The organism is Gracilibacillus saliphilus (genome assembly GCF_010994085.1).
GTDB classification, from domain to species: domain Bacteria; phylum Bacillota; class Bacilli; order Bacillales; family Amphibacillaceae; genus Gracilibacillus; species Gracilibacillus lacisalsi.
In genome coordinates, this window is sequence record NZ_WJEB01000008.1 from 137,166 (window position 1) to 160,263 (window position 23,098).

Genomic DNA, 23,098 nt, shown 5'->3' on the forward strand with positions numbered 1-23,098 from the left:
AATATGCGCATACTGATGAAAGGATAAAGTCTGGTTGGTATTATTATAAAGTTCAAAGTATTCGAAGTAATCTGTACCTCCCCCCTTTTGTGTTTGGTGAAATTTCAGTAATAAGTAAATGGGGATACTGCTGAAAATCCTCTTCAGACTCGTCGATAGACGTTACATCAATTGTGAATGTTTCACTATCTGTCTCAGGTAAACGTATACGTTGTTGCGGATTTACTGCTGTAATATAATATTCAAGTTCACCAGCTGTAACATTTTCACTGCTGATACTTGCTTCATATACATTATTCTCCATCGAGGTCATGTCAATTTGTTCAAATGAACCTTCTTCTGAACGGTAGTGTAATGTTCCTTTTACTTTATGTTCTGCGCTCGTGAGTTCTGCGGTTATGGTGATCGATTTACCTTCTTGTTGTTCTGTGATTGGTGTATGATCAATTTCAGGTTTATCGAGTTCATCAACAATTACTGTTTCTTCAGGAAGTTGCTCTTCTTCCACAGTTCCAGGTGTTGGATCAGTCACTGTTTGATATCGTTCCATTTCTATTGATTCCGCTGGATATTGGTATGTTACAACTTTTCCGGATGCAATTTCTTCCTCAAGGTAGCTGTTAGTTACGATATCCTCATTGTCATCTTTGATAACTACACCACGGTTTCCACTGTTATAAAAGTTCGTCCCTTGATAGGAAACTATTTGATCTTCCGTTAATTCGGTTGAATAGTGTGCATTAAAATCGGCTACAGTTAATTGTTCTGGGTTGTGCCAGAAAACAAGTGTTTCCCCTGCTGGAATTGATACTTCTGGGAAATCGAATTTTTTGTCATTAGCACTACCATCCGTATAACGCAGTGCGACGGTATAATAATCTAATAAAATAGCTTGATTGCTGTTATTGTATACCTCAAAGTATTCAAAGTTGTCTGCACCATCATTATTCGGCATAATTTCTGTTAGTAAAAGTGGTGGGAGTGTTTGATAATCAATTGTGGATTGCGCTTCCAACTTCTTGTCTGAATTCTCCTCAGTAGCAGCCTCTTCCTCGGTAGACTCAGAATCTTCACCAGAATTGGTTACTTCTTCTTGAGAATTCTCTTCCGAAGCTACTTCTTCATCAATGGACTCTTTTTTCTCGTTATCTTGTTGGCTTTCTGTCTCTGTTTCTTCATTATGTATTTGTTCTTCTTGTGTTGAGGATGAATCTCCTCCAACTGTCTCACTTTCTAAACTTTCTCCAGTTGAATTTGTTTCTTCTTTTTGCTCCGGTGCAGTCTCTTCTTGTTCTATCTCTTCATCTGTATTGGCATAAGCAACTGGGCCGTATGCAAAGACATTTGTGAAAATTAACAAAAAGATAACAAGAAGCGACAATCTACTTGTCCATTTCTGTCCCATTATTCGTCATCCCCTTCTAATATTAGATACTCTTTCACTATACAAGTTAAGTGTTAATTCAAAGTAAACTACTAGTAAACTAATGTAAAAAAACGTTATATTTTGAGGGATTACTACTCATTAATAACCTGAATGAAAGATAGGCAATATATCATTAGCGAATTTAATCAGGGTGATAAATTATAGGATCTTTATTGTAAAAAGAAAACACTTGGATAAAATTCAAAATTTAATCCAAGTGTCTTGATACGTTCTGCTAATTACTTGTCTCACAACAGCACTCCTTTTTGCTTAAAGCCGAATCATCACATCGTTAGAAGTAAGATTATAAATAAGTCCTATCATCTTTTTGTAATTTCTTAATTTGATTTAACATAGCTTGATGACGTTTTTCTTCTCTAGTCTTACCTTTCCATTGTGTAACTTTAGGAAATTTTTTTCGTTTGATGAGATCGGTGCTTTCCTTTTTGATTTTAGTCATGTCTTCCATCTCTCCCCATCAATCTTCTTACTTTTTAACAAAAAAAAATACAACCCATCTCCCTTATCACATTAGTTAGAAAGAAAAGGGTCGCTTCTCCATTATAACTTTTTTAATGCTTTTCGCCTTAACTTCTCCAAATCTTTCGTATATCGGGTTTTAGATGCCTCCGCTATTTGTGTAATTGGTGATTTCTTACGATTTAGAATATCACTCAAGGGAGTGGTTTCTTGGTATAGTGTATTCACATTATGTGATTTAAGTTCCTTCTTTTCATCTCTTTTTAAATTGGCTCCTATCACTGTCTCAATCACAAAACTCCTCCTCCTCAACTTCTTTACATCAACTTACTTAAATTACCTCGACTTTAAGATACTCTTCATCATTTTACGGGAATAACTCCCGATTTATTACTTTTTTATTTAATTTGTCACTAATTTTTCATCTTCAAGAAAACAGAAAAGACAAGCTAGATTGGTGATAAATAATGCATCGATCTCATAAACTCTTTCATGTATTTCCTCTATAAATAAAATAAACGTATGATTTTCGCCTACAAAAGCAGGGCATATGTGTGCCATACCTTTCCCATGTTTTTCTTCACGATCTAATGCCACAATATCTCCGTTCCATAATGTTTCCATAATTACCTTTTCAATATTATCTTCATTGTCTATCACCAAGTTGTCCAGCATACTTTCCCAATCCAACGTGTGTGTTTGCTTAATCGTTTGAATCGTTTTTATAAAAATATCAATAGGTTCATACTCCGTTTCAAGATCTTTCGGTTTCACCTCATAAAGGTGAACACGTAAACCAAAAGTATCTGCATAGTAACTGAGAAATAAATTAAGTGAATCTGGAAAATCAAGCTGTTTTTTATCAATATCGGATTTAATAAATGGAGCGATTTGCAGCAATTGGGAGAAATAATTTAACTTATCTTGTTGCTTTTCTTCTATCAAACTATTCTCTTGTATATATGTTTTTAATGGATCATAGCTTTGAAATTCTGTCTTCCAAATCTTCTTTATTGTTGGCGTAGAAAATACAAATATATCAATAAATACTGCCATTCCAGCTAATATCACTAGTTTTTGCCAATCGTCAATAGAAACGATTTCAACTAGCCACAAAGCCCCTATCACTAAGACAAATAAAAAATACAAAGTTTTCCTATATTGATATAGGTTTTCAGTAAAACGATTATCTTCTTTATCATGGAAACTCCGTAAACTTTGGATGTACACGAATAAAATAAACAACAGGAGAACCCCTACCAGAATTGATATAATAACAGTTTCTTTCTCCATCTTTATTCACACCCTCTCTCCTGTATAGAAGATAGTTTTTTCCATAAACACGTTAATGCCCTATTTTTTCCAAAAGTGCTTATTATAGTATATGCTCGATAATTTCAATTCATTCCTTGACTAAATGATTATCAAGCAAAAAAAACGAGTTAAAAAGTGACGAAACTACATACACTTTCTAACTCGTTATAGGACTTATAGCCGTCTTCCATACCTACCTGAGAAAATCTTTTAATCTAGCAATTTTTTTAAAAATATTTAATTTAAAAAGGATAAAGATGATAAAACACCCTTATCCTTTCGCAATTAAACTATTATCCCCATATTTCTTCTGCTACCTCTTTGATGAGACGAAGCTTTTTCCATTGTTGTTCTTCAGTTAAAATATTCCCTTCCTCAGTTGAAGCAAAACCACATTGTGGACTGATGCATAAACGTTCTAGATCGACATATTTTGTTGCCTCTTTGATCCGAGCTTTAATGGCATCTTTATCTTCTAACTCACCTGTTTTAGAAGAAAATAAGCCGAGTACAACCAATCTATCATCAGGCACATGAGCTAATGGTTCAAATCCTCCTGAACGTTCTGTATCAAATTCTAAATAATATGCAGATACATTCTCTTTCGAAAAAAGAATATTTGCAATCGGATCATAACCACCTGATGAAGCCCAAGTAGAATGATAATTTCCTCTACAAACATGTGTGGTTACAATTAAATCCTCTGGTAAGTTTGCAAGAGCTGCATTGTTTACTCGTAAATTTAATTCACCAACTTCTTGTACATTTGCACTGCCATGTCTGCTTGCCCAATATTTTGGATCTACTAACATCCCCCATGTACAATCATCGATCTGAAGACTTCTGCACCCTGCATCATATAAATCTCTAATCACCGTTTGATAGGCTTTCGCTATATCTGTAATTAGCTCTTCAATATCTGAATAGATAGTTGCAGTAACATCACTGTTCTCCGGCCTTTGCAATTCAGCCAAAAATTGTGCTGGAGCTGGAATCGTTTGTCTCGCGATTACATCATCGTGAGCAAACTGATTTACAAAAGCAAAGTGCTCAACAAATGGATGATTTTCACCACTGATTCTACCAGTTAAACGGGCTGTTTCAGGTCTTGTTTCTTCCCCGTTAAATTGGTAACCTTGATCGATAACTTCTTTTTTGACACCATTAAGTCCCCACATAAAATCTAAGTGCCACCAGGAGCGACGGAATTCTCCATCTGTTATTGCTTTTAATCCTACTTCTTTTTGTTTTTGAACAAGTTCTATGATACTCTCATCTTCTACTTGTTTCAATTCTTGTTCAGTTATAGTCCCTTTTGTAAAAGAAGCACGTGCTTTTTTCAATTTTTCAGGTCGCAAAAAACTGCCTACATTGTCATAACGAAATGGTGTTACCGTTCTTCCTGCTTGAATTTCCACTGTCATTTTCTTTCTCTCCCTTATGTTATTTCTTATGTAAATGTACAGAAAGTGTAGCATGAAAGGTTTACTATTAGGTAACACTTAAAATCTATCCTTTGCTATAGCTTTATCCTATAGCTGAAGTAATTCCTCTGCAATGGTTTCTTTTAAATACTGTATATAGATGTTGGCCATCGGACTTGATGTGACATTTTTATGTATAATATAGCCAACTTTAATCCGCTCCTCAATCTTAAGTGGGACAGAGATAATATTATCGCCATTTAATTTTTTGCTAATGACACCTGTTGAAATGGTGTAACCATTAAGACCGATAAGCAAGTTAAATAATGTCGCTCGATCTGTAACATGGATATTTTTAGGTCTTGTCAATGTGCTTAAAATCTCTTCTGAGAAATAAAACGAATTATATTCCCCCTGTTCATAAGAAAGGTACGGGTAGCTTTGCAAATCAGATAATGTTACATACTCTTTCTCAGCTAGTGGGTTGCCAGAACTGATAAAGACATGTGGTTTCGCTTCAAACAATTCATTAAAAATGAGATTACCTTCACGTAAAAACTTTTGTATGACCTTTTCATTGAATTCATTGACATATAAAATACCAATTTCACTACGTAGATTTTTTACATCATCGATGATTTCATATGTCTTGGTTTCACGTAGAGTAAATTCATATTCATCACGCTTATAATCATGTAATAAGCGTACGAAAGCACTAACCGCAAAGGCATAGTGTTGAGCTGATACCGCAAAATGCTGTTGCGACGATGTATTCGCATAACGATTTTCCAACAGTTCTGCTTGCTCTAGTACTTGTCTTGCGTAACCTAAAAATTTCGATCCTTCCGGTGTGATAATGATTCCTTTATTCGTTCTGGAAAAAATAATAATTCCCATTTCCTTCTCCAGCTCTTTAATTGCATTAGATAAACTTGGCTGACTAATAAATAAATTCTGGGCAGCTCTGCTAATAGACCGACTCCTTGCTACTTCAATTACATATTTCAATTGTTGCAATGTCATGTTATATTCACTTCCTATTTTTTTATTAATCTTATTTTAACAGGTAAACGAAAGTTGAGAAGATGATTTTATTCACAAAAATTGAAACATAGTGATATCTGATACGTAAACAATAATAAAGAATACTTCACGAAAATATATTCAGTTAGCAATATAGGAGGTATGAACATAGTGGAACACAAAGGTTGTATTAAATGCGGAAGCACTAGAGCAGCACAAAAAGAAGTAGCAATGACCGGAACAGGTCTCTCCAAAATGTTTGATGTTCAAAATAATCGATTTCTTGTGGTATATTGTGAGGACTGTGGTTACTCTGAATTTTATAATAAAGAATCTACTACAGCATCCAACATTTTGGACTTATTTTTTGGCTAAACTTATTATAGGGATGTACGTTCATCCCTATATTTTTTATGTAATCCACATCTTTTGTTAAACATTAATTTTCTACAAGAACTCTAGTTAATGAAATATATATTTAACTTAGAATCCTTTCACTCTCACCTAAATTGAATAAATCCCTTTTCATATAGTAAACATAATAGTATGGATACATAACCTAAACATAAGATAATAAAGGAGGGATCACGAATATTTAACCAATTTAAAAGATTACCTACAGAACTGAAGTCAATAAAAAAAACATTACAGCAAAAAAAAGATTCCTTTACTGACTTCGACAGTCTTACAGACGCTGAAGCAAAACTAGTACAATTTATCAAAGGACAGACAAGAGAAAATAATCTGAATAACCTTACCAGGACGAAAGCATATCTTGCATTTTTTAAAAGAAATCCTGAAATCGAATGGGCATTTCTGGCACATATGGTATCCCGAAATGCCGGATGGAACATGACTGATTTGAAGGGGAGCCTATTGACAAGGCTCATAACTAAAGAGCAGAAAACTTATTTTTTTGCTTTTTTAGAACGGAGTAATTGGCTGATTTTTCATGACGCCTATCCTCAATTGCTGTTATATGAAGAAAGTAAAAAAGCAAACAAAAATTTATTCTATTTACTTCCACAATTCGGTATTTCTTATTTTATGAAGGTGATGTGGGATCATTATTATCAAAAGAAAGATAATTACCTGATAACTGTCGCACTTATTATTAACGAACAAAACTATATCGAAGGCAGAGTCATTCAGAACAAAGAATATCATGCTACATTGTTGGAGTCGTTAGAATTTAAAATGCAGGAGTTATTGCAACTGAATCAAATACTGTTTCCCTTCATAGATGGAAAGCAAGTTAAACTAGTCGGGCAATCTGTACATCAATTTGCTTCTTTAAAAGAGCGGATTCTATTAGGTAAACGATTGTATCAATTATTATTTAATGATAATTTCTTCTCAGACATTTATGATATGGCACGGAGACAACCACACACAGGGTCAAGGCAAGACTACTGGCCAGACATTTTTAATGACATCAACGAATCCAATCCTGACGAACCTTTTCAGCAAAGGATAGAAGGATGCCAATTAAAACCTGGAGCAAACCGTTTGTACAGTCCTTCATTAGAGAATGCTTGGAGTAATGTTGAACAGCAACCAGCAGAAAAAGGCGACTGGTATTCCAATTGGAGAGTGATTCACTATTTACAAAAAGATCCTTCCAAAGTAAATGGAGATATTCAAGATGAATATTGTGAATCATTGGAAAAGATGGAACTTGCTATCCTTGCTAAAGAACCACTAAGCAAATAAATGTAACCATGATTAAAAGACTTCCAATACCATGGAAGTCTTTTGATTGTATGGAAAGAAAGAATAAAATCAGTGTAATGACTTTGTTAAGCGAAGTAGTTATTTTAAAATGTTTGATGTATAACCCCACGGAAAGGGAAGTTGGCAGCCGGAGTGGTGGTTAAGCTGTTCAAATATTCCATTATTACTAATAAAGTAATCGACTTCTATTAGCATTTAATAATGGACCGGCGGGGTTTGCCGTTTTTTCTTAGTTAATACGATCAATAAATCTTACGTTTTTCGGGAGATCTTTTGAATTGGATCCCAAACACTGTTAAATGGCGGAGCATATGCCAGGTCAAGGTCTTGCAATTGTTGAATGGTCATTTTATTGAATAACGCCGTGGCCAATACGTCGATCCGTTTGTCGACACCTTTCCTTCCGATAATCTGACCCCCTAATAATTGGCTCGTTTTCTGATAAAAAATTAACTTAATAGTTAGTGTTTTCGCTCCTGGATAATAACCTGCCTGATTCGTGTCATCTCTTGTTTCAATCTGATAAGGTATGTTCAACCTTTTTGCTTCTGTTTCTGTGATTCCAGTTCTGCCTAGATCTAAGTCAAAGAATTTGATAATGGATGTGCCTACTATCCCTTTAAACGTGATGGCATTTCCAGCCATGTTTGCACCGGCAATTCTACCTTGCTTGTTGGCAGTAGTACCTAATGGAATATAATCATCCACCTGTTTGATCATATGATAATGTGTGGCACAATCACCTGCAGCATATACGTTTGGAATCGAGCTTTCCATGTAAGCATTTACCCGAATCGCACCTTCCTTGTTCATCTGAATCCCACTACTTTTTAGAAAGTCAGTATTCGGTTTTACTCCAGCACTTAGCAGAACTAAATCAGTTGAATATGTACTCTTGTTGGTAATAACTGCTTCCACACGTTCTTTACCAGAAAAACCTGTTACTTCTTCCTCTAACTTAATGTCAATCTGATGATACAATGCTTCTTTTTCAATTAACTTTGACATATCTTCGTCGAAAATTTTCGCTAATTGATCGCCTCTTTGAATTAGTGTTACTTCTTTTCCGATTGATCGAAAACTCTCTGCCACTTCGAGTCCTATATAACCTGCCCCAACAATGGTGACATGTTTGATTTCTTCTGTTAAATCAGTCATTAATCCATCTGTATCTTGTAAAGTTTTTAATGTATGAATTCCTTCTAAATCAATTCCTGGCCATTCAGGCAAAATAGGATCAGCGCCTGTGGCGATTAACAATCGATCATATTTTAAAGTAAAGGATTGATTCGAATCTAGATGGAAACCAATGACCTGGTGGTTTTGCGAATCTACTTTTGTCACATTCGTATATATTCTGGCATCAATACTATACTTTTCTCTAAACGTTTCAACCGTCCTCGCAATAACATCTTTGGTAGACGGTACAAGTCCATTGATTACATATGGTAGTCCACACTGCCCATATGAATAATCTTCACCACGTTCCAACACTGTGATCTCCGCGGAATCATCTGTTCGCTTAATTTCCATCGCTGCACTCATCCCTGCCGCAACTCCACCGATTATAACGTATTTCATCCAACAACTCTCCGTTCTGAAATAGAAATTTCAAATGCCTATTAGTATTATACCCGACTATTCTTATCCCATCATTTAATCAGCTTTAATTTTGTAGCTTTGATAAAACTGGACATATATTATCTAAGGAAAAAGAGGAGAATCAACCGACAGATACTTTATTGTGAGAAGTGTCATCAAGACGTCACCAGTTCTTCAAACTGTTAAATTTCTGCTTATCTTCAGACATGATGCCTTTCCCTTTATTCCTCCTGCCTATTTGCCCATTATACTATCAGAGTTAGTGACAAATCAGCAAAGTATTGCTATAATGACATTAGTTAAAGCATATACTCATACTAAAAGCCCACAGCGGTAACTGTGGACTTTGGATAAGCGGTTCCCCCAGAAGGGTTCGGCTATCTGTAAGATAGGCCTCACCTAGTCACTTGTCAGGGTAAATAGGGAGGTCTATTTTCGATTGATCATCGAAACGATCAAAGCGAGTAATGCTATCAAGAAAGTTCCAAAACTAAACAACACCATGAAACTTTCATACATACCCAGAGGCATCACCTCCTTCCCCGGAGATTAGCCGACCTTCCCTAAAAGAACATTATCCAACTTTATTGTAACATACGCACTAAGCAAGAACATACATGCTTATCCCTTCCTACCTTATTTGATTTAAATATCTTAATCACTAAGAAATTGCTTGCAAGCGTTGTAGAGAACTACTAAGCAAGCGCATATTGGTTTTATTCTTTCCTTGGAAGTAACAAATTCTCATTTCAAATTACTGAATCGATTGAAACACAAAATAAAGCAAAATATAAGAAATATCTTTTTCTAATATAAAGTAATATGAAAGAAATACATTATCAAGAGGTGAAGAAAATGAGTTTAAGATCAAACAATATTTTCGTAAACTTACCAATTAAGAATTTAAAAAAGTCTGTTGAATTTTTTAGTGCGTTAGGGTTTGAGTTTAACCAACAATTCACAGATGAGACGACAACATGCATGATTGTTAATGATAATATCTTTGTTATGTTGTTAGAAGAAAGTCGTTTTCAAGCGTTTACTAATAAAAATATTGTGGATGCAACAAAAGCTACAGAAGTATTAATCGCTTTATCAGCTGAAAGTCCAGAGCAAGTGGATGAATTGGTGAATAAGGCTATAGAAGCAGGCGGAAGCCACGCAAATGAGAAACAAGATCATGGCTTTATGTATGGTTGGAGCTTTCAGGATTTAGACGGTCATATTTGGGAAGTATTTTATATGGATGAGAATTATGTAAAATAATTAGCAAAAAAGCTGCCAACAAGTTTTTATAACTTGTCGACAGCTCTTTTTTTACTAAAACATATTTGATTTTTTTACATTTCTACAAATTTGCTACCAACAATTTAAATATTAAAAGAATTATAAAAATTGCATAATCAGCTATCTAAAAACCCTTTTAATTCTTCTCCAAGTTTTTTTACATCTTCATAGCCTTTTTGATATAAATCCATTAGCTTCTTCTTGTTCTTTTCAACACGTCCAACAGTCAATTTCTCTGTTGGAGAAATAATGAAGACATTTCCCTTTTTCTCTTCTTCAAACAAATAGTTTAATCTGTCATTATATTCTATATGCCTTTTTTCCAAAGCTTTTAATAATCCTGGGTAGTCACGGTACTTTCGTTTTATGTACCAACTGAATGATTGCGGCTTTTTAAAGTAACCTCTATTTCTCGTTAAAATCACTACATTTTTTCTATTACCATCTTTTTCTGATTGCTTAATAGGAAGTGGTGCTGAAATACCGCCATCCATTAAAGCACGGTTATCATATTTGACAATAGGTGCTACCATTGGCAAAGAGCTTGATGCACGTAGAAGTGTAAGCATATCATTAGCATAATCTGATTTATGATAAAATAATGGTTCACCCGTTTTACAATCTGTTACACCTACCACGAATTCTTCCGTTGCTTTATTAAATGTTTCATAATCAAATGGAACCAAGTCATTTGGTAACGTATCAAACAAAAAATCCATTCCGAATAATTCACGCTTTTTAATCCAATTTCGGAATGATAAATATTCAGGGTGGCTGACATAATCGATATTGACTGTTTTGTTTCGTTCTATTTGACGAGCAATATAGGATGATCCATTACAAGCTCCTGCTGAAACGCCAATTACATAAGGTATGTAAATTTCCTGCTCCATTAAATATTGTAACACTCCTCCTGTATATACTCCTCTGCTTCCTCCACCTTCTAAAACCAATCCAACGTCTCTCATTCTATCGCCTCTTACTTTCCTATAATTTACAATACGTACATGATACAACAGCTATTCAATCAAATCCAGTTTTGAATCTTGTATCATTTATAGAAAGGATTATTTTTCATTTTATAAAAATATATAATAGCAATGTTGAAATAATTGATTTATTATATAAAAGCGCCCTAATAATTTCAAGATCACCATTATTAATCAGTAAAAATAAAATGAATGAGTGTCTTGTTTCTTTTATCGTGGTGTTAATTGTCTTTGTTAGACTCTCAGTTGACAGAATCATACTTCAAGCAAATTGTTTCTATTATGTTTTATTTAGTGTACGATATTTATCTGTATAGTAAGAAGGTGAAGGGATTATTATGAAAAAAAATCGATTTCGTTTTTGGATTTTAGTTAGCATTGTTGCTGTATCTGGTTTTAGTCAAGGTATGCTTTTACCATTAATTGCAGTGATTTTTGAAAGTAGTGGTGTGTCTTCTTTTTTAAATGGTTTAAATGCAACAGGCTTATACATCGGAATCCTGTTAGCTTCCCCTTTTATGGAACAACCGTTAAGAAAATTCGGATACAAGCCATTAATTATAACTGGTGGACTGCTTGTACTGGTTTCATTAGCATTGTTTCCTTTGTGGCACTCCTTTTGGTTCTGGTTTTTATTACGTTTATTGATTGGAATCGGTGATCATGCACTTAATTTCGGAGCACAGACATGGATCACTGCATTTTCGCCGGAACAGAAACGGGGTAGAAACATTGCTATCTATGGTTTATTTTTCGGGATTGGTTTTGCTGTCGGGCCATTAATGGTCCCCCTAGTAAATATTAGTGAAAGCTTGCCATTTATACTCGCATCTGGATTAAGTCTTATTGGCTGGCTGTTTTTATTTGCACTTAGAAATGAATTACCGGAACAGGATTTGCGGATGAGCTCTTTCAAAAATACGTTTAAACGGTTTGCACAAGCGTGGAAATATGCGTGGGTTGCATTTTTGCCGCCGTTTGCTTATGGTTTTTTAGAAACATCACTTAATGGAAACTTTCCTGTCTATGCGCTACGAATTGGTATTGAAGTAGAAAATGTATCAGCATTATTATTTGCGTTTGCAATCGGAGCAATCATCTTTCAACTGCCTCTCGGGATGTTAAGTGACAAATTTGGGCGAAGAAAAGTATTAACAGCTGTACTGTTGCTAGGTTTTATTTGCTTTTCCGCAGCGGGATTATTAGAGCAATCTTTCTATGGCTTATTTACTTGTTTATTTTTAGTTGGAATGTTTGTTGGATCCATGTTTTCTTTAGGAATTACCTATATGACAGACTTAATACCTACAGAATTATTACCAACGGGTAACTTGTTATGCGGCGTATTTTTCAGCTTTGGCAGCCTGGTAGGTCCATCTGTCGGCGGCTTATTTATCCAATTTGTAACTTCTGTAAGCTTTTTTTATTTAATTAGTGCGCTATTCTTCATTATTTTTGTGATCATCGCAGGGAAGGGTAAATGGAAACAGAGATAACTTTCCCTTCCCTTTTCCACTGAGAATATTCATCTAAAAACCATAAGTAATAGTAGGTTTGTTTGTTCCTTAATTTTTTCACATTAGTGTTTCTGTAATAGATAAAAATGGACTTTATTTCCCCATCATTCACCCATTCATATAAAATATAACTGCATATATTATCAACACAACAATCAATTTCTCTTTGCCAAGTTTCTTCTATTTGAAAACAAGATAAAAAATGCCTCTTATCATCAATGACAGAGGCATTCTGGTACCTTTTTAAAATGGGGCACAAAATAAAAAAAGAACTAATAATAATATGGGAAAAACAAGCTGCGTAATAAGAAAAATGGAAGTCTACGTCGTCTAAACCTGCGAAACCTTCTTGGAAAATAGCCATAATCATAATCATAACCATAACCATAACCGTATTGCCGTTCTGCTTCGTCCACTCTTTCCATATCTCCAACTGGAATGAGTATGATGACACCGTCATCATCGATGTTTTCAATAATTCCCTCGATTATTTCTCCTTCCGTTGTTTGAAATTGCATAAAATAAAGATGGTAAGTTTTGCACATTTCATGCATCTGTTTTTGATAATGATGATAATCCATTTGTTGAGGCTCCACCATTTGACCATATGGTTGTTGATGGTGTGGATTATGATGATGTGGTCGCTCTTGATACATGCTATCACTCCCTATGATGTTATTCATATCTAAAATATTCAATTTATCCACTAATGTTACAAAGTACAGATAAAATTATTAAAACTATGGGAATTACATCTTGAAATATAACGTATGAGACACCAATTTTATTACACACTATTAATGAAGTAATAATCTAAGATTTTTAGCATGAAGGGTGTCATTGATTGTGCTTTTATTTATTGGTCAAATCATCATTCTATTTATTATTTATGTTGTAGCCATTCGAATTTTAGGAAAAATTGCATTAGCACAGCTTACACCACATGACTTTGGCGCATTATTTTTTTTAGCGTATATACTTTTTGGTTCAGTAAAAGTGGATGGTATCATCCAAGGCATAGTCGGAGGCATTACAATCATCGTACTATATTTAATTATTTCAAAATTGAGCCTTAGGAATAAGTTGGATAGACTGCTTATTGGTGAGCCAACGTTTTTAGTCAGAGACGGTAAATTAAATATTGATAGTTTACGAAAAAGCCATTTTACGTTAATAGAACTATTAGCAACTATTCGTAACGCTGGTTTTTTTGATATTAGTGAAGTGGATTACGCGATTCTTGAACCAAATGGAAAAATTAGTATCCTACCCAAAAAAGATAAAGTATATTTAACACCTTATCACTTAGGATTAAATACAGAGGATCAAGGCTTACCAATTATAGTCGTTATGGAAGGCGAAATACAACACAATAACTTAGCCATTATGAATAAAGATGAACGATGGTTGCGAGAAGAACTTACTTCTCAAGGATATGATCAGCTTGCGAAGATATTGTACGCTACAGTAAGAGATAAGGATTATGACCTTAAAGTTTATACCGAACAGAAAGATACATATTAAATTTTATAAGTACCTTCCAGAAACCATTTTAAAAGAGGGCATTCACTCACAGCTTGAGAATGCTCTCTTTTTCTTTAAATAAATACTAAGAATACATGGGAAGTATTTCGACGGCTTGTTATTAGTGTAATTCTTCGTCATTCTCGTCTAAGTTTTGCATATTACAGATTTGATCACATTCCCAACAATAAATTTTACCTTTATAATGAACACCATCTAGAAAGCCATCTTTACAATAAATCGTTTTATCACATTCTGCACAATGTCCTACTTTCTCGTCCACAAGGCAATACCTCCTGTTTATTAAAAATGGTATTTATCAGGAATGTCAAAGCAAAGTGAAATCTTCATTTATGATAACAGTACAGTTGAACCAGTCCTCATCCCTCTACCAATTTGTATTTTTTATTCCCAATGTATTATGAAGTCTTGCGTGGAGTGTATCTCCTTTTCTATTTCTTTAAATTCGATAACAATAACGGACTAGTTAAGCCCTTTTTGCTTCTTTTACTCTACTTCACCTCATCACACTCCCACCAGAGATCTTCACTGATTCACCAACTATGTTTTGTGCAGCATCAGTTAATAAAAAAGCAATCGTATTTGCTACTTCTAAAGCTGTGGTTAAACGCCCTGATGGTATACTGTTTGTCGCATTTTCTAACGCTTGTTGATAGGAAATGTCATTTCTCTCTGCCTTCTTCTTTAGAATATGATGCGCCATATCAGTATCAACAAAACCTGGACAAACAGCATTTACTCTTATGTTATACTCGATGGCTTCCAATGCCATGGACTGTGTCCAGCCAATCATTGCAAATTTAGTAGAAGCATAAGCAGTGTTCCCATATGTTCCTCTCAGACCAGATAATGATGCAACATTAACGATATTACCTCTTTTTTCTGAAATCATTTTCTGATAGATTTCCTTTGTTAAACGGAAAGTTGAAAAATAGTTTATATCCATCAACTGCTCGATCACATCAGTTTCTAACTGTTCTACAGGTGCTCCTCCACTTACACCAGCAGCATTGACTAAATCAGAAATATAACCTAGCTTTTCTTCTGCAGTTTGTATCAAATTGGTTCGATCTTTTTCCTTTGTAATGTCTGCCAATACAACACAAAGTTTGTCTGCCGATGCAAGTTGTAGTAAATCCTTTTCAAGCTGACAAAGCCTATCTTGATTTCTGCCTGTGATTGTCACCTTAGCTCCCATATTTATGAGCACTTTTGCTGTCTCATAGCCTATTCCACCAGTAGCACCAGTAATGAGTACATGCCTATCATTCATTGCGTCTATAGCAAAAACTGTCATCACTTCTTCCCTCCATTTGAACAAGATTGTTTATATTTTTATGATAAGAAAGTATAAATATTGCGTAGATGTCTAGCTCCGAGCGCCCAGAAACTAGGCGACTTCACGAATTGCCCTACGATAAGTCATCATCGGTTCGTAAACTCACCGTGATTCCTTTATCTCAGTTAATTCGTTCCAGTCGCTACGTTTCTAATCAGGCGCTCTGCGCTTTTCTTATTATGATAACTGGTTTTAGCATCAATTCCAATTATCTGAATAGTCGTAAGATATTCAAAGATCTGAAAGAATTGGCTTATCGTCAAATACTTTATTCTAAAAAAAGACCACCCAATAGGTGGCCAGTTGATTCTAAACTTTCACTAAAATCAAGTTAATTCGGGCATTCAATAAACTTTTTCAAACCAAGAATCACCTCTATTTCATTTTCTAACTTTTCAAGTTTCTGAAAATCCTGTTTTGCTTTCGAACCTTTTTCTGCACTATCTCCCAAATAATGTTCCACCTCTTTGACTAATCCGTCCTCATACTTTACCCAGATCGTGCAATACGGTTGATCTGTTGCAAATATGGTAGCAGATGGATAAGTAAAATGACGAAAATCTATCGACCGTAGCTTCTCAGCTAATTGCCTTAAGCGTCCCTGGTCAATACAGAACACTTCCTCACCAACGTGATACACATGCATACCTCCGAACCACTTGGCCGCACCATTACAATTTACGATCACATCAAATTCAGGGCAACTTCCATAACATGTTGAGCGCGAGAAAATGATTTTCTCAAACAAAGTACTTCGCCCCCTTTAATTGAAACGTGTTTGTTTATTACAAACATGATTATAGAGGACAAAGAGGCAATAAGAATGTCAGTTGAAAAAAAATGCTAAAAAATAGCTACCTCCCTTCACTATCAAAAAGGAGGTAGCCTTCAAATTCTTTAGCTATTTTTGAAGATTCTGTAGCATTTGTTCAACTTCTAACTGAATTTCTTCCTTCAAATGTTTAGGTGCTATTACTCTAGCCTTTGTCCCCATTCCTAAAATCCATTTCTTAATAGATTGTTCACCGTTTAGTGTCGCCTTAAAGCGAATCGCATTATCAGGTAATTCTTCGATAATTTGATCGGTGCTGTAAATGGATTCTTTCACTTGATTAGAGAAAGGTGTATCAATAATTAATTCCACTTCTTGCGGCTCATGAATAAACCCCAAGTGCGGGAATTGTTTTCTTATATCAAAATCCTCAGGCATGTAGAAATTTTGATCTACCAAAACTACATCATGAATCCGGATAATTTTAAATGTACGCAACGCATCTTTTTGTTCACAATATGCCACACAATAAATATTTTCATCATAAACGACAAAAGCATAAGGATGTATTGTTCTTTTCGTGACAGCGTTTGTGGATGCCGCCTCATATGTAATCATTACCTTTTTACGATGGTTAAATGCATGATACAGCCTTTTATAATGTTCTGATTCATTGCCCAGTTCTGCATTAATTAAATAGTCATTGGCAAAATAGAAATGCTTGCTGCTTAACGCTTGATCACGCTGGGCTGCTTTGATTTTTTCTAATGCATTATCGAGTGTACTATCATGATCTGGTTGCTTGGAAAGATAGGATTTAATTGCGATTTGCAGTTCTTGTACCTCTGTTGAATTAAAGTTCCGTATTGGTAGGATTGACCGCCTGTCTAGAGAATAACCTCCGTTTACTCCTCGGACACTTTCGATATAAATACCTGCTTTCTCAAGTTCATCACGATAGACGCGAATCATACGAGGCTTCACTCCAAGTTCAGCTGCTAAATCATCAATTTTTACTTTCGGTCTTGCCATTAAAATCTGAATCATACTGAGACAATTACTTAGTTTGCCCATAAAGCACTTCCTTTTTCATTAGTATATAAATTACATAAGACTATTTTACCATGAAAATAGGCACCATCTTTGTCATAATTCAAATTATTTAAGATTGTAACGCACATCATGAATTGTTTTACGAAGTTTACATGCTATTTTCAATTCAATTAAAAACCTGTTAAATCGGTTTAATTTTTAGATTTGGAGGTATAATATGGGTATCCAAGCTATTTAAAGAAGTTTAGAGTAGGACATCCGAAAAATTCATCAGTGACTTTACATATTTCAGACTCTAGGAGGTCTATCCATGTTCCAGATTAATTCACTATTTAACTTTAAACGAAATAAACCGAAACAATATGTCGGCTGTGTCAGGAACCCACGAAAGCCGAATGAATTTCATAAATTATTAGCCAAAGCCTGTGCCCATTATGATTTACTACACGCCAAAAGATGTTGATATGGAACAACATCAAGTAACTGGGAAAATACTTGTTAATGATAAATGGGTGACAGAAGTTACGAATGTTCCAGTGTTTAACGACCTAGCCACATTATGCTTCAGGCACAAAGAAGTTACTAACTATTTACGTCAGGTGAGTACAATATCGAATGACCTGATTGGAACGAAGACAAAGCAGTATAGATTAGTTAGGGATGGTAAAACCTTCAAAGATATTGTGATACCTTACATTACAACGAATCAGCCAGAAAGTATTATGGAATTTTTATCCAAGCATCCAATGGTCATTTTAAAGCCGAGTAGAGGGATGAGAGGTGAGCATATCTATAAAGTTACTGTATTAGATGATGGTCATTATCATCTGATTCATGAGACAAATGAAGAAACGCTCACTCATGATGAAATTTTTCAATTCCTGTATGGTCTTGTCTCCAAGAAAAAATATATATGTCAGAAATATATTGAAACAGTAGATGAAAACGGGAAACCTTTTGATGTCCGTATTCGTTTAGAGAAAAATGTGTACGGCAAATGGGAAACAGTCGTTAATTTAGTTCGAATTGCCGGTAAACAAAAAATCGTATCTAATGTAGCCCAAGGTGGTTATGTAGCAGAATTAAGTTCATTTCTGCAAGTCAATTATCCTGAAAACTGGAAAGCAATTGAGAAGAAGATTATTCAAATTGGAGATGGACTTCCTGGTCATATTGAAGAATTGACTGGTAAAAACTTAAGTTCTTTAGGGATTGATGTAGGAATTGACCCCAATGGAAACACCTATTTATTCGAGATTAACACTTCACCCGGTACCGAGTTTGCTATTGGTGAGATCGCCTTGATTAAATCCGGTTATTATTATTACAAAATGAATGAAATCAATAATGCTAATAAAAAAACTCAATCTATGTAATAGAAAAAGAATGATCCTTGCATTGGTAAAGGGTCATTCTTTTTGTCTGATGTATAACTTCGACCTGTGTTGGAATCCTAAAAGATAATTAACAAAGGCGGTGAAGTTTAATGAAGGCTGTTACATACCAAGGGAAATATTCAATAGCGGTAAAAAATGTCTCTTTTCCAGATATTCAACAACCAGAGGATGTTATTGTTAGAATAACTTCGACAGCTATATGTGGTTCGGATCTACACTTATATCAAGGGAATTTCCCCCTGCCTATAGGTTATCAGATTGGACACGAACCAATGGGAATTGTTGAAGAGGTAGGTCCTGATGTAACAAAAGTTAAAAAAGGGGACCGTGTAGTTATACCATTTACCGTTGCCTGTGGTAAATGTCCTTATTGTGAATCACATCACGAAAGTCAATGTGACAACGCAAATCCACACTATGACTCTGGTGGATACTTAGGGTACTCTGAGAAGTTTGGTAATTATCCGGGAGGGCAAGCAGAATATTTACGCGTACCTTATGGTAATTATACTCCCTTTCTGGTACCAAAAGATTGTGAATTGGATGACTCCTCTCTTTTATTTTTATCTGACGTATTACCGACTGCCCGCTGGAGTGTTGAAAATGCTGGAGTAAAAGCTGGTGATACCGTAATTGTCCTCGGGTGTGGTCCAGTAGGATTGATGACGCAACAATTTGCCTGGCAAAAAGGGGCTGAACGTGTCATTGCAGTGGATTATATTCCTTACAGACTAGAGCATGCTAAAAAGCATCATCAAACAGAAGTATTCAATTTTACAGAACATGATGATATGGGTGAGACATTAAAAGAAGTGACAAAAGGTGGTGCCGATGTTGTGATAGATTGTGTTGGTATGGATGGGAAAAAATCGCCTTTAGAATTTGTGGAGCAAAAATTAAAGCTGCAAGGTGGGACACTTGGACCTATTCAAATCGCAACAAAGGCTGTCAAGAAATGTGGAACTTACCAAATTACAGGGGTGTATGGCGGCAATTACAACCTCTTCCCTCTAGGTGCATTTTTTGCAAGAAATGTACAACTCAAAATGGGACAAGCTCATGCCAGATCTTTAATGGAACCCATCTACAAACAAATTGTCAGTGGTGAAATTGATCCAACAACCATGATAACACATGAGCTTGCGTTAGAAGAAGCTGCTCACGGATACGAAATCTTTAATCAAAAGAAAGATAATTGTATAAAGGTTGTCTTAAATCCATAATGAAATCCAGCTCTGTCCTTTACGGAAAGAGCTGGATTAATTAGTTTATAATTTCTACTTCAGTTGGTGCCTCGTATGATGTTTCTATGGAACCATCTTTTTGTTTATAATGTTTTACCTTTATTATACCATATGGGGTCGGAAAGGAACCTTCCACCCATTCAAGGTCTCCCAATGATGGTGTAATTTCAATCACTTTACAGCCTGGATCGTTAATCTTAATTCCTAAAATGTGCTGCGAGAGCCATGCTGTTGGACCAGATGCCCAACCGTGACAAAGACTATGTCGATAACCGACATAACAATGGTCACCATATGTTCCGTGTACATCAATTTTGCCTTGTGGTGTTAGTTGATCGATACGAGCAGCATTTTGAAGCCAATTGATATCAAAATCCTCCCAGAAAGTCGTAGCACCTAATGATAACATGCCACCCCAATACTCTCTAATTAAATCTAATGCTCCTGAAAAATCCTTTGCCAAAGCTTTTGCTTGAAGAATATAATACCCGTAAAAAGTAGATACCCCTTTTGCACCTGCCTTTGATAATACACTTTCATTGATTTGTACTGCTTCTTCTTTCCCACTCAATGCCAAGAGTGCTGCCGCTTGCTTACTATTTCCGTGGTTTGGCTTGTGACTAGTCAACTTCTTTAAATAAGATTCTCCACGTTCAGCAACTGAAAAATCACCTAATATCTTGATTAAATGAGTAGCTTTTTCTATAGCAAGCATAATTAATGCATGAACACCTGCATGTACTCCATTCTTGTTATGCACTGTTGGCCAATCAAGAAATGGATTAGGCATTGTGTTTGTTCCATTGTTATTAATATGTGATCCCATTTGATCAAGTAAAGCAATCATGTAATCTTTTTGGTCATTTAAATAGGCTTTATCACCAGTGTACATATACCAATCATGTTGAATGATCATCCACCAAGCAGAATAACTTGGGAAAGTGTTCATCCAATCAGGTAATGTTGTTCGATCTTTAACGAAGTCTAAGCTTTTTGGAACAATTTTTTCCGGACCAAATGCTGCTTGAATCGTAGCAACTTCCGGATGCATGTCACCAATCCACACCATACGATCTCGTTTTATCCCGTCCCATATATAATCCTGCATATTCAAGTAAACAGTATAAGCTCCTGTGTCCCAAATTTGATTCAACAATGGGTCACTGGAGTTGAATGATCCTTTTAAAGGTAGATCACGATGATAGAATATCGCCTTGATCGTATTAACTTGAATAAAGCAATCTTCTTCTAATAAATCTATTCGAACAAACCGAAAACCGGTATTACCAATTTCATTCATTCCTAAAAAACTGATATCTAAAATCTGATCACGCATTGCATGGTCATTGGTAGCATTCGTCTCTCCGCCGATATCACTCATTGCTTCCATCGCAGATTCTCCAAATCGAACACGAACTTTTACACGTTTAATCAGTTCTCCCCTTTTGACACAATTCCAGATTGCTAATTGGACTCCACCATGAAGTTCGATTCCAAAATCCAATAAAATTCCCGGGGTTATTCCATCGTTTCTTATGATGACTGGGTTGTCAGGTGTAATAAGGACCTGGGAATCTTTTTCTTGTAATAATAACTCTTCGTTTTCAAATGTATCACCTGCTGTTTTCCATACAATCCTCTTTGGTGTAACATATTCGCGAATGCGATGATCCCTCTTTCCTCTTGACATCGACTTCATGTAATCCCTCCCTCCTTGTGTTAGCGTTTACATAAAATTATAAGGATTGGGACAAGTTGTGGTTAACTTGTCCCATTTTTAAATTCATGCTTCCAGTGCCTCTATTACTTTTTTAGCAGTACTTCGACTTGATTGCGGGTTTTGCCCCGTAACTAAGTTGCCATCACGGACAGAAAAGTCAGACCAGTTTTTATCCTGTTGGAAATCCGCTCCTTTTTCACGGATTTTTCTCTCTAATAAGAATGGCATATGTTGGTCTAATTGCATTTCCATTTCTTCACTATCCGTAAATGCTGTCACTTTCTTATCTTTCACTAGGGGGGTACCATCTTTATAAGTAACATTCACAATTCCTGCTGGACCGTGGCACACAGAACCGATGACACGATCATCTTCAGCAAATTGTTGTAATACATATTGTAGTGTTTCATTATCAGGAAAATCGAACATCGTACCGTGACCACCTGGTAAGAATACTGCATCATAACCACTAGCATGTTCTTTGGTTAATTTAGTTGTTGATTTTAATTCTTCCTCTGCTTCTTTCCATTCTGGCTTATCTTCTATACTGTTAGGGTCTAACGCTACTTCTCCACCTTTGATACTGGTAACTGTGACGTCATAACCTTTTTCTTTAAAAACTAAATATGGAACAGCAAATTCCTCTAACCATAATCCTGTTTTATGATCATCTGTAATGGTTGTGTGATTTGTAACTACTATTAAAATACGTTTTGACAATATTCTTTCCTCCTTTAGAAGGTAATTGGCATGTGTTACTTTCATGCACATAGTAAAAATAACGGATATTAGCAACAAACGTCAAATGATTGAACAATGATGCCCCAAAATAAGTGTAAGTTTTGAATGCAATTATTGACATTTTTTTTTCTTTTAGAGTTTTGATGCTGCGGTCCATAATTACTTTGATAGTAATGGTGAAATATTTGAACAACTTGACCACCACTCCGGCTGCCCACTTTCCTTTCCGCGGGGTGGGCATCCATCACTAAGATCTGTTCAACAACACTAGTATGAAGTAACACAGCTGCTTTTATACTCACGGATAGCGATTTTTATTTTGTTCATTATAAAAATTGTCAACCTATTACTTATGACAAGAGTTGTTGCACCTTCTCAGAGTCGATTACGGAAACTCCTGCTGGAATAGCACGAACCGAAAATCCAATTTGCACCGTGTTTTTCTTTGCAAAGTTAGTTGAGGCCGTGGCCGCGGAAAGCGTAGTAATTAG

24 protein-coding genes are annotated in these 23,098 nt (G+C 35.4%); 8 read left to right on the plus strand and 16 right to left on the minus strand.

The annotated features are described in order from the left end of the window. Positions 1–52 precede the first annotated feature (52 nt). The 6 genes from GHT08_RS09765 to GHT08_RS09790 form a co-directional block, all read right to left on the minus strand. Positions 53–1,405: a lamin tail domain-containing protein gene (locus GHT08_RS09765; RefSeq protein ID WP_163581225.1), complete on the minus strand. Its 1,353-nt coding sequence runs from the start codon at positions 1,403–1,405 to the stop codon at positions 53–55. 325 nt (positions 1,406–1,730) lie between these two features. Next, complete coding sequence (locus tag GHT08_RS09770) at positions 1,731–1,886, minus strand: hypothetical protein (protein WP_018931551.1); 156 nt, start codon at positions 1,884–1,886, stop codon at positions 1,731–1,733. A 101-nt stretch (positions 1,887–1,987) separates the two neighbouring features. Next, entirely contained in the window at positions 1,988–2,200 is a 213-nt protein-coding gene (locus tag GHT08_RS09775; RefSeq protein WP_163581226.1) for a hypothetical protein, read from the minus strand. A gap of 108 nt (positions 2,201–2,308) precedes the next feature. Beyond that, positions 2,309–3,199 carry a type II toxin-antitoxin system SpoIISA family toxin gene (locus GHT08_RS09780; RefSeq protein WP_163581227.1) on the minus strand — a complete coding sequence of 297 codons (891 nt, stop codon included), beginning with the start codon at positions 3,197–3,199 and terminating at the stop codon, positions 2,309–2,311. Between the two features lie 314 nt (positions 3,200–3,513). After that, positions 3,514–4,644 (minus strand): 5-methyltetrahydropteroyltriglutamate--homocysteine S-methyltransferase, encoded by a 1,131-nt coding sequence (locus tag GHT08_RS09785; RefSeq protein WP_163581228.1) that lies wholly within the window; start codon positions 4,642–4,644, stop codon positions 3,514–3,516. A gap of 108 nt (positions 4,645–4,752) precedes the next feature. After that, a complete protein-coding gene (locus GHT08_RS09790; RefSeq protein WP_163581229.1) occupies positions 4,753–5,667 on the minus strand; it encodes a LysR family transcriptional regulator in 915 nt (304 codons plus the stop codon). A gap of 171 nt (positions 5,668–5,838) precedes the next feature. Here GHT08_RS09790 and GHT08_RS09795 point away from each other — a divergent pair, with 171 nt between their 5' ends. Continuing rightward, on the plus strand, positions 5,839–6,042 hold the full coding sequence (locus GHT08_RS09795) for a zinc ribbon domain-containing protein (protein WP_163581230.1): 204 nt from the start codon (positions 5,839–5,841) through the stop codon (positions 6,040–6,042). Positions 6,043–6,258: 216 nt separating this feature from the next. Continuing rightward, positions 6,259–7,380, plus strand: coding sequence for a DUF2515 family protein (locus tag GHT08_RS09800; protein ID WP_420370963.1), 1,122 nt, complete (start codon positions 6,259–6,261; stop codon positions 7,378–7,380). 273 nt (positions 7,381–7,653) lie between these two features. On the opposite strand, the gene GHT08_RS09805 is transcribed toward GHT08_RS09800, so the two are convergent. Together GHT08_RS09805 and GHT08_RS09810 are read right to left on the minus strand one after the other, a co-directional pair. Beyond that, positions 7,654–8,982 (minus strand): CoA-disulfide reductase, encoded by a 1,329-nt coding sequence (locus tag GHT08_RS09805; RefSeq protein ID WP_163581231.1) that lies wholly within the window; start codon positions 8,980–8,982, stop codon positions 7,654–7,656. A 450-nt stretch (positions 8,983–9,432) separates the two neighbouring features. Then, positions 9,433–9,534 carry a putative holin-like toxin gene (locus GHT08_RS09810; protein WP_337747372.1) on the minus strand — a complete coding sequence of 34 codons (102 nt, stop codon included), beginning with the start codon at positions 9,532–9,534 and terminating at the stop codon, positions 9,433–9,435. Positions 9,535–9,858: 324 nt separating this feature from the next. On the opposite strand from GHT08_RS09810, the gene GHT08_RS09815 reads away from it, so the two are divergent. Beyond that, entirely contained in the window at positions 9,859–10,269 is a 411-nt protein-coding gene (locus GHT08_RS09815; RefSeq protein WP_163581232.1) for a VOC family protein, read from the plus strand. 137 nt (positions 10,270–10,406) lie between these two features. On the opposite strand, the gene GHT08_RS09820 is transcribed toward GHT08_RS09815, so the two are convergent. After that, positions 10,407–11,258, minus strand: coding sequence for a patatin-like phospholipase family protein (locus GHT08_RS09820; protein ID WP_163581233.1), 852 nt, complete (start codon positions 11,256–11,258; stop codon positions 10,407–10,409). A 359-nt stretch (positions 11,259–11,617) separates the two neighbouring features. Between GHT08_RS09820 and GHT08_RS09825 the strand changes: the two genes are divergently transcribed. Beyond that, positions 11,618–12,775, plus strand: a complete 1,158-nt coding sequence (locus GHT08_RS09825; protein WP_163581234.1) for an MFS transporter — start codon at positions 11,618–11,620, stop codon at positions 12,773–12,775. 293 nt (positions 12,776–13,068) lie between these two features. Here the strand turns inward: GHT08_RS09825 and GHT08_RS09830 are convergent, their stop codons facing one another. Beyond that, on the minus strand, positions 13,069–13,452 hold the full coding sequence (locus tag GHT08_RS09830) for a hypothetical protein (protein WP_163581235.1): 384 nt from the start codon (positions 13,450–13,452) through the stop codon (positions 13,069–13,071). A 190-nt stretch (positions 13,453–13,642) separates the two neighbouring features. Between GHT08_RS09830 and GHT08_RS09835 the strand changes: the two genes are divergently transcribed. Continuing rightward, the gene (locus GHT08_RS09835; RefSeq protein WP_163581249.1) at positions 13,643–14,320 is read left to right on the plus strand and encodes a DUF421 domain-containing protein; all 678 of its coding nucleotides are present in this window, start codon (positions 13,643–13,645) and stop codon (positions 14,318–14,320) included. Between the two features lie 121 nt (positions 14,321–14,441). Here the strand turns inward: GHT08_RS09835 and GHT08_RS09840 are convergent, their stop codons facing one another. The 4 genes from GHT08_RS09840 to GHT08_RS09855 all read right to left on the minus strand — a co-directional run bounded on the left by GHT08_RS09840 (position 14,442) and on the right by GHT08_RS09855 (position 17,526). Then, positions 14,442–14,603 (minus strand): hypothetical protein, encoded by a 162-nt coding sequence (locus GHT08_RS09840; RefSeq protein ID WP_163581236.1) that lies wholly within the window; start codon positions 14,601–14,603, stop codon positions 14,442–14,444. 234 nt (positions 14,604–14,837) lie between these two features. Next, positions 14,838–15,638, minus strand: a complete 801-nt coding sequence (locus GHT08_RS09845; RefSeq protein ID WP_163581237.1) for an SDR family NAD(P)-dependent oxidoreductase — start codon at positions 15,636–15,638, stop codon at positions 14,838–14,840. A gap of 373 nt (positions 15,639–16,011) precedes the next feature. Further along, positions 16,012–16,428, minus strand: a complete 417-nt coding sequence (locus tag GHT08_RS09850; RefSeq protein WP_238343540.1) for a DUF6438 domain-containing protein — start codon at positions 16,426–16,428, stop codon at positions 16,012–16,014. A 153-nt stretch (positions 16,429–16,581) separates the two neighbouring features. Beyond that, positions 16,582–17,526, minus strand: coding sequence for a helix-turn-helix transcriptional regulator (locus GHT08_RS09855; protein WP_163581239.1), 945 nt, complete (start codon positions 17,524–17,526; stop codon positions 16,582–16,584). Positions 17,527–17,815: 289 nt separating this feature from the next. Between GHT08_RS09855 and GHT08_RS09860 the strand changes: the two genes are divergently transcribed. From GHT08_RS09860 to GHT08_RS09870, 3 genes are all read left to right on the plus strand, one after another. Then, a complete protein-coding gene (locus GHT08_RS09860; RefSeq protein ID WP_163581240.1) occupies positions 17,816–17,968 on the plus strand; it encodes a hypothetical protein in 153 nt (50 codons plus the stop codon). 1 nt (position 17,969) lies between these two features. Next, entirely contained in the window at positions 17,970–18,881 is a 912-nt protein-coding gene (locus tag GHT08_RS09865; RefSeq protein WP_163581241.1) for a YheC/YheD family protein, read from the plus strand. 110 nt (positions 18,882–18,991) lie between these two features. Next, positions 18,992–20,125 carry a zinc-dependent alcohol dehydrogenase gene (locus GHT08_RS09870; protein WP_163581242.1) on the plus strand — a complete coding sequence of 378 codons (1,134 nt, stop codon included), beginning with the start codon at positions 18,992–18,994 and terminating at the stop codon, positions 20,123–20,125. 40 nt (positions 20,126–20,165) lie between these two features. Here the strand turns inward: GHT08_RS09870 and GHT08_RS09875 are convergent, their stop codons facing one another. Beyond that, positions 20,166–21,845, minus strand: coding sequence for an alpha-L-rhamnosidase-related protein (locus GHT08_RS09875; protein WP_163581243.1), 1,680 nt, complete (start codon positions 21,843–21,845; stop codon positions 20,166–20,168). A gap of 84 nt (positions 21,846–21,929) precedes the next feature. Then, positions 21,930–22,586, minus strand: a complete 657-nt coding sequence (locus GHT08_RS09880) for a type 1 glutamine amidotransferase domain-containing protein (protein ID WP_163581244.1) — start codon at positions 22,584–22,586, stop codon at positions 21,930–21,932. Between the last annotated feature and the right edge of the window lie 512 nt (positions 22,587–23,098).

Excerpts from the sequence above, each read along its gene's own strand:
- GHT08_RS09765 (WP_163581225.1), bottom strand. The coding sequence starts at position 1,405 with ATGGGACAGAAATGGACAAGTAGATTGTCGCTTCTTGTTATCTTTTTG.
- GHT08_RS09770 (WP_018931551.1), bottom strand. The coding sequence starts at position 1,886 with ATGACTAAAATCAAAAAGGAAAGCACCGATCTCATCAAACGAAAAAAA.
- GHT08_RS09780 (WP_163581227.1), bottom strand. The coding sequence starts at position 3,199 with ATGGAGAAAGAAACTGTTATTATATCAATTCTGGTAGGGGTTCTCCTG.
- GHT08_RS09785 (WP_163581228.1), bottom strand. The coding sequence starts at position 4,644 with ATGACAGTGGAAATTCAAGCAGGAAGAACGGTAACACCATTTCGTTAT.
- GHT08_RS09790 (WP_163581229.1), bottom strand. The coding sequence starts at position 5,667 with ATGACATTGCAACAATTGAAATATGTAATTGAAGTAGCAAGGAGTCGG.
- GHT08_RS09805 (WP_163581231.1), bottom strand. The coding sequence starts at position 8,982 with ATGAAATACGTTATAATCGGTGGAGTTGCGGCAGGGATGAGTGCAGCG.
- GHT08_RS09810 (WP_337747372.1), bottom strand. The coding sequence starts at position 9,534 with ATGCCTCTGGGTATGTATGAAAGTTTCATGGTGTTGTTTAGTTTTGGA.
- GHT08_RS09815 (WP_163581232.1), top strand. The coding sequence starts at position 9,859 with ATGAGTTTAAGATCAAACAATATTTTCGTAAACTTACCAATTAAGAAT.
- GHT08_RS09820 (WP_163581233.1), bottom strand. The coding sequence starts at position 11,258 with ATGAGAGACGTTGGATTGGTTTTAGAAGGTGGAGGAAGCAGAGGAGTA.
- GHT08_RS09825 (WP_163581234.1), top strand. The coding sequence starts at position 11,618 with ATGAAAAAAAATCGATTTCGTTTTTGGATTTTAGTTAGCATTGTTGCT.
- GHT08_RS09830 (WP_163581235.1), bottom strand. The coding sequence starts at position 13,452 with ATGTATCAAGAGCGACCACATCATCATAATCCACACCATCAACAACCA.
- GHT08_RS09845 (WP_163581237.1), bottom strand. The coding sequence starts at position 15,638 with ATGACAGTTTTTGCTATAGACGCAATGAATGATAGGCATGTACTCATT.
- GHT08_RS09855 (WP_163581239.1), bottom strand. The coding sequence starts at position 17,526 with ATGGGCAAACTAAGTAATTGTCTCAGTATGATTCAGATTTTAATGGCA.
- GHT08_RS09860 (WP_163581240.1), top strand. The coding sequence starts at position 17,816 with ATGTTCCAGATTAATTCACTATTTAACTTTAAACGAAATAAACCGAAA.
- GHT08_RS09865 (WP_163581241.1), top strand. The coding sequence starts at position 17,970 with ATGGAACAACATCAAGTAACTGGGAAAATACTTGTTAATGATAAATGG.
- GHT08_RS09870 (WP_163581242.1), top strand. The coding sequence starts at position 18,992 with ATGAAGGCTGTTACATACCAAGGGAAATATTCAATAGCGGTAAAAAAT.
- GHT08_RS09875 (WP_163581243.1), bottom strand. The coding sequence starts at position 21,845 with ATGAAGTCGATGTCAAGAGGAAAGAGGGATCATCGCATTCGCGAATAT.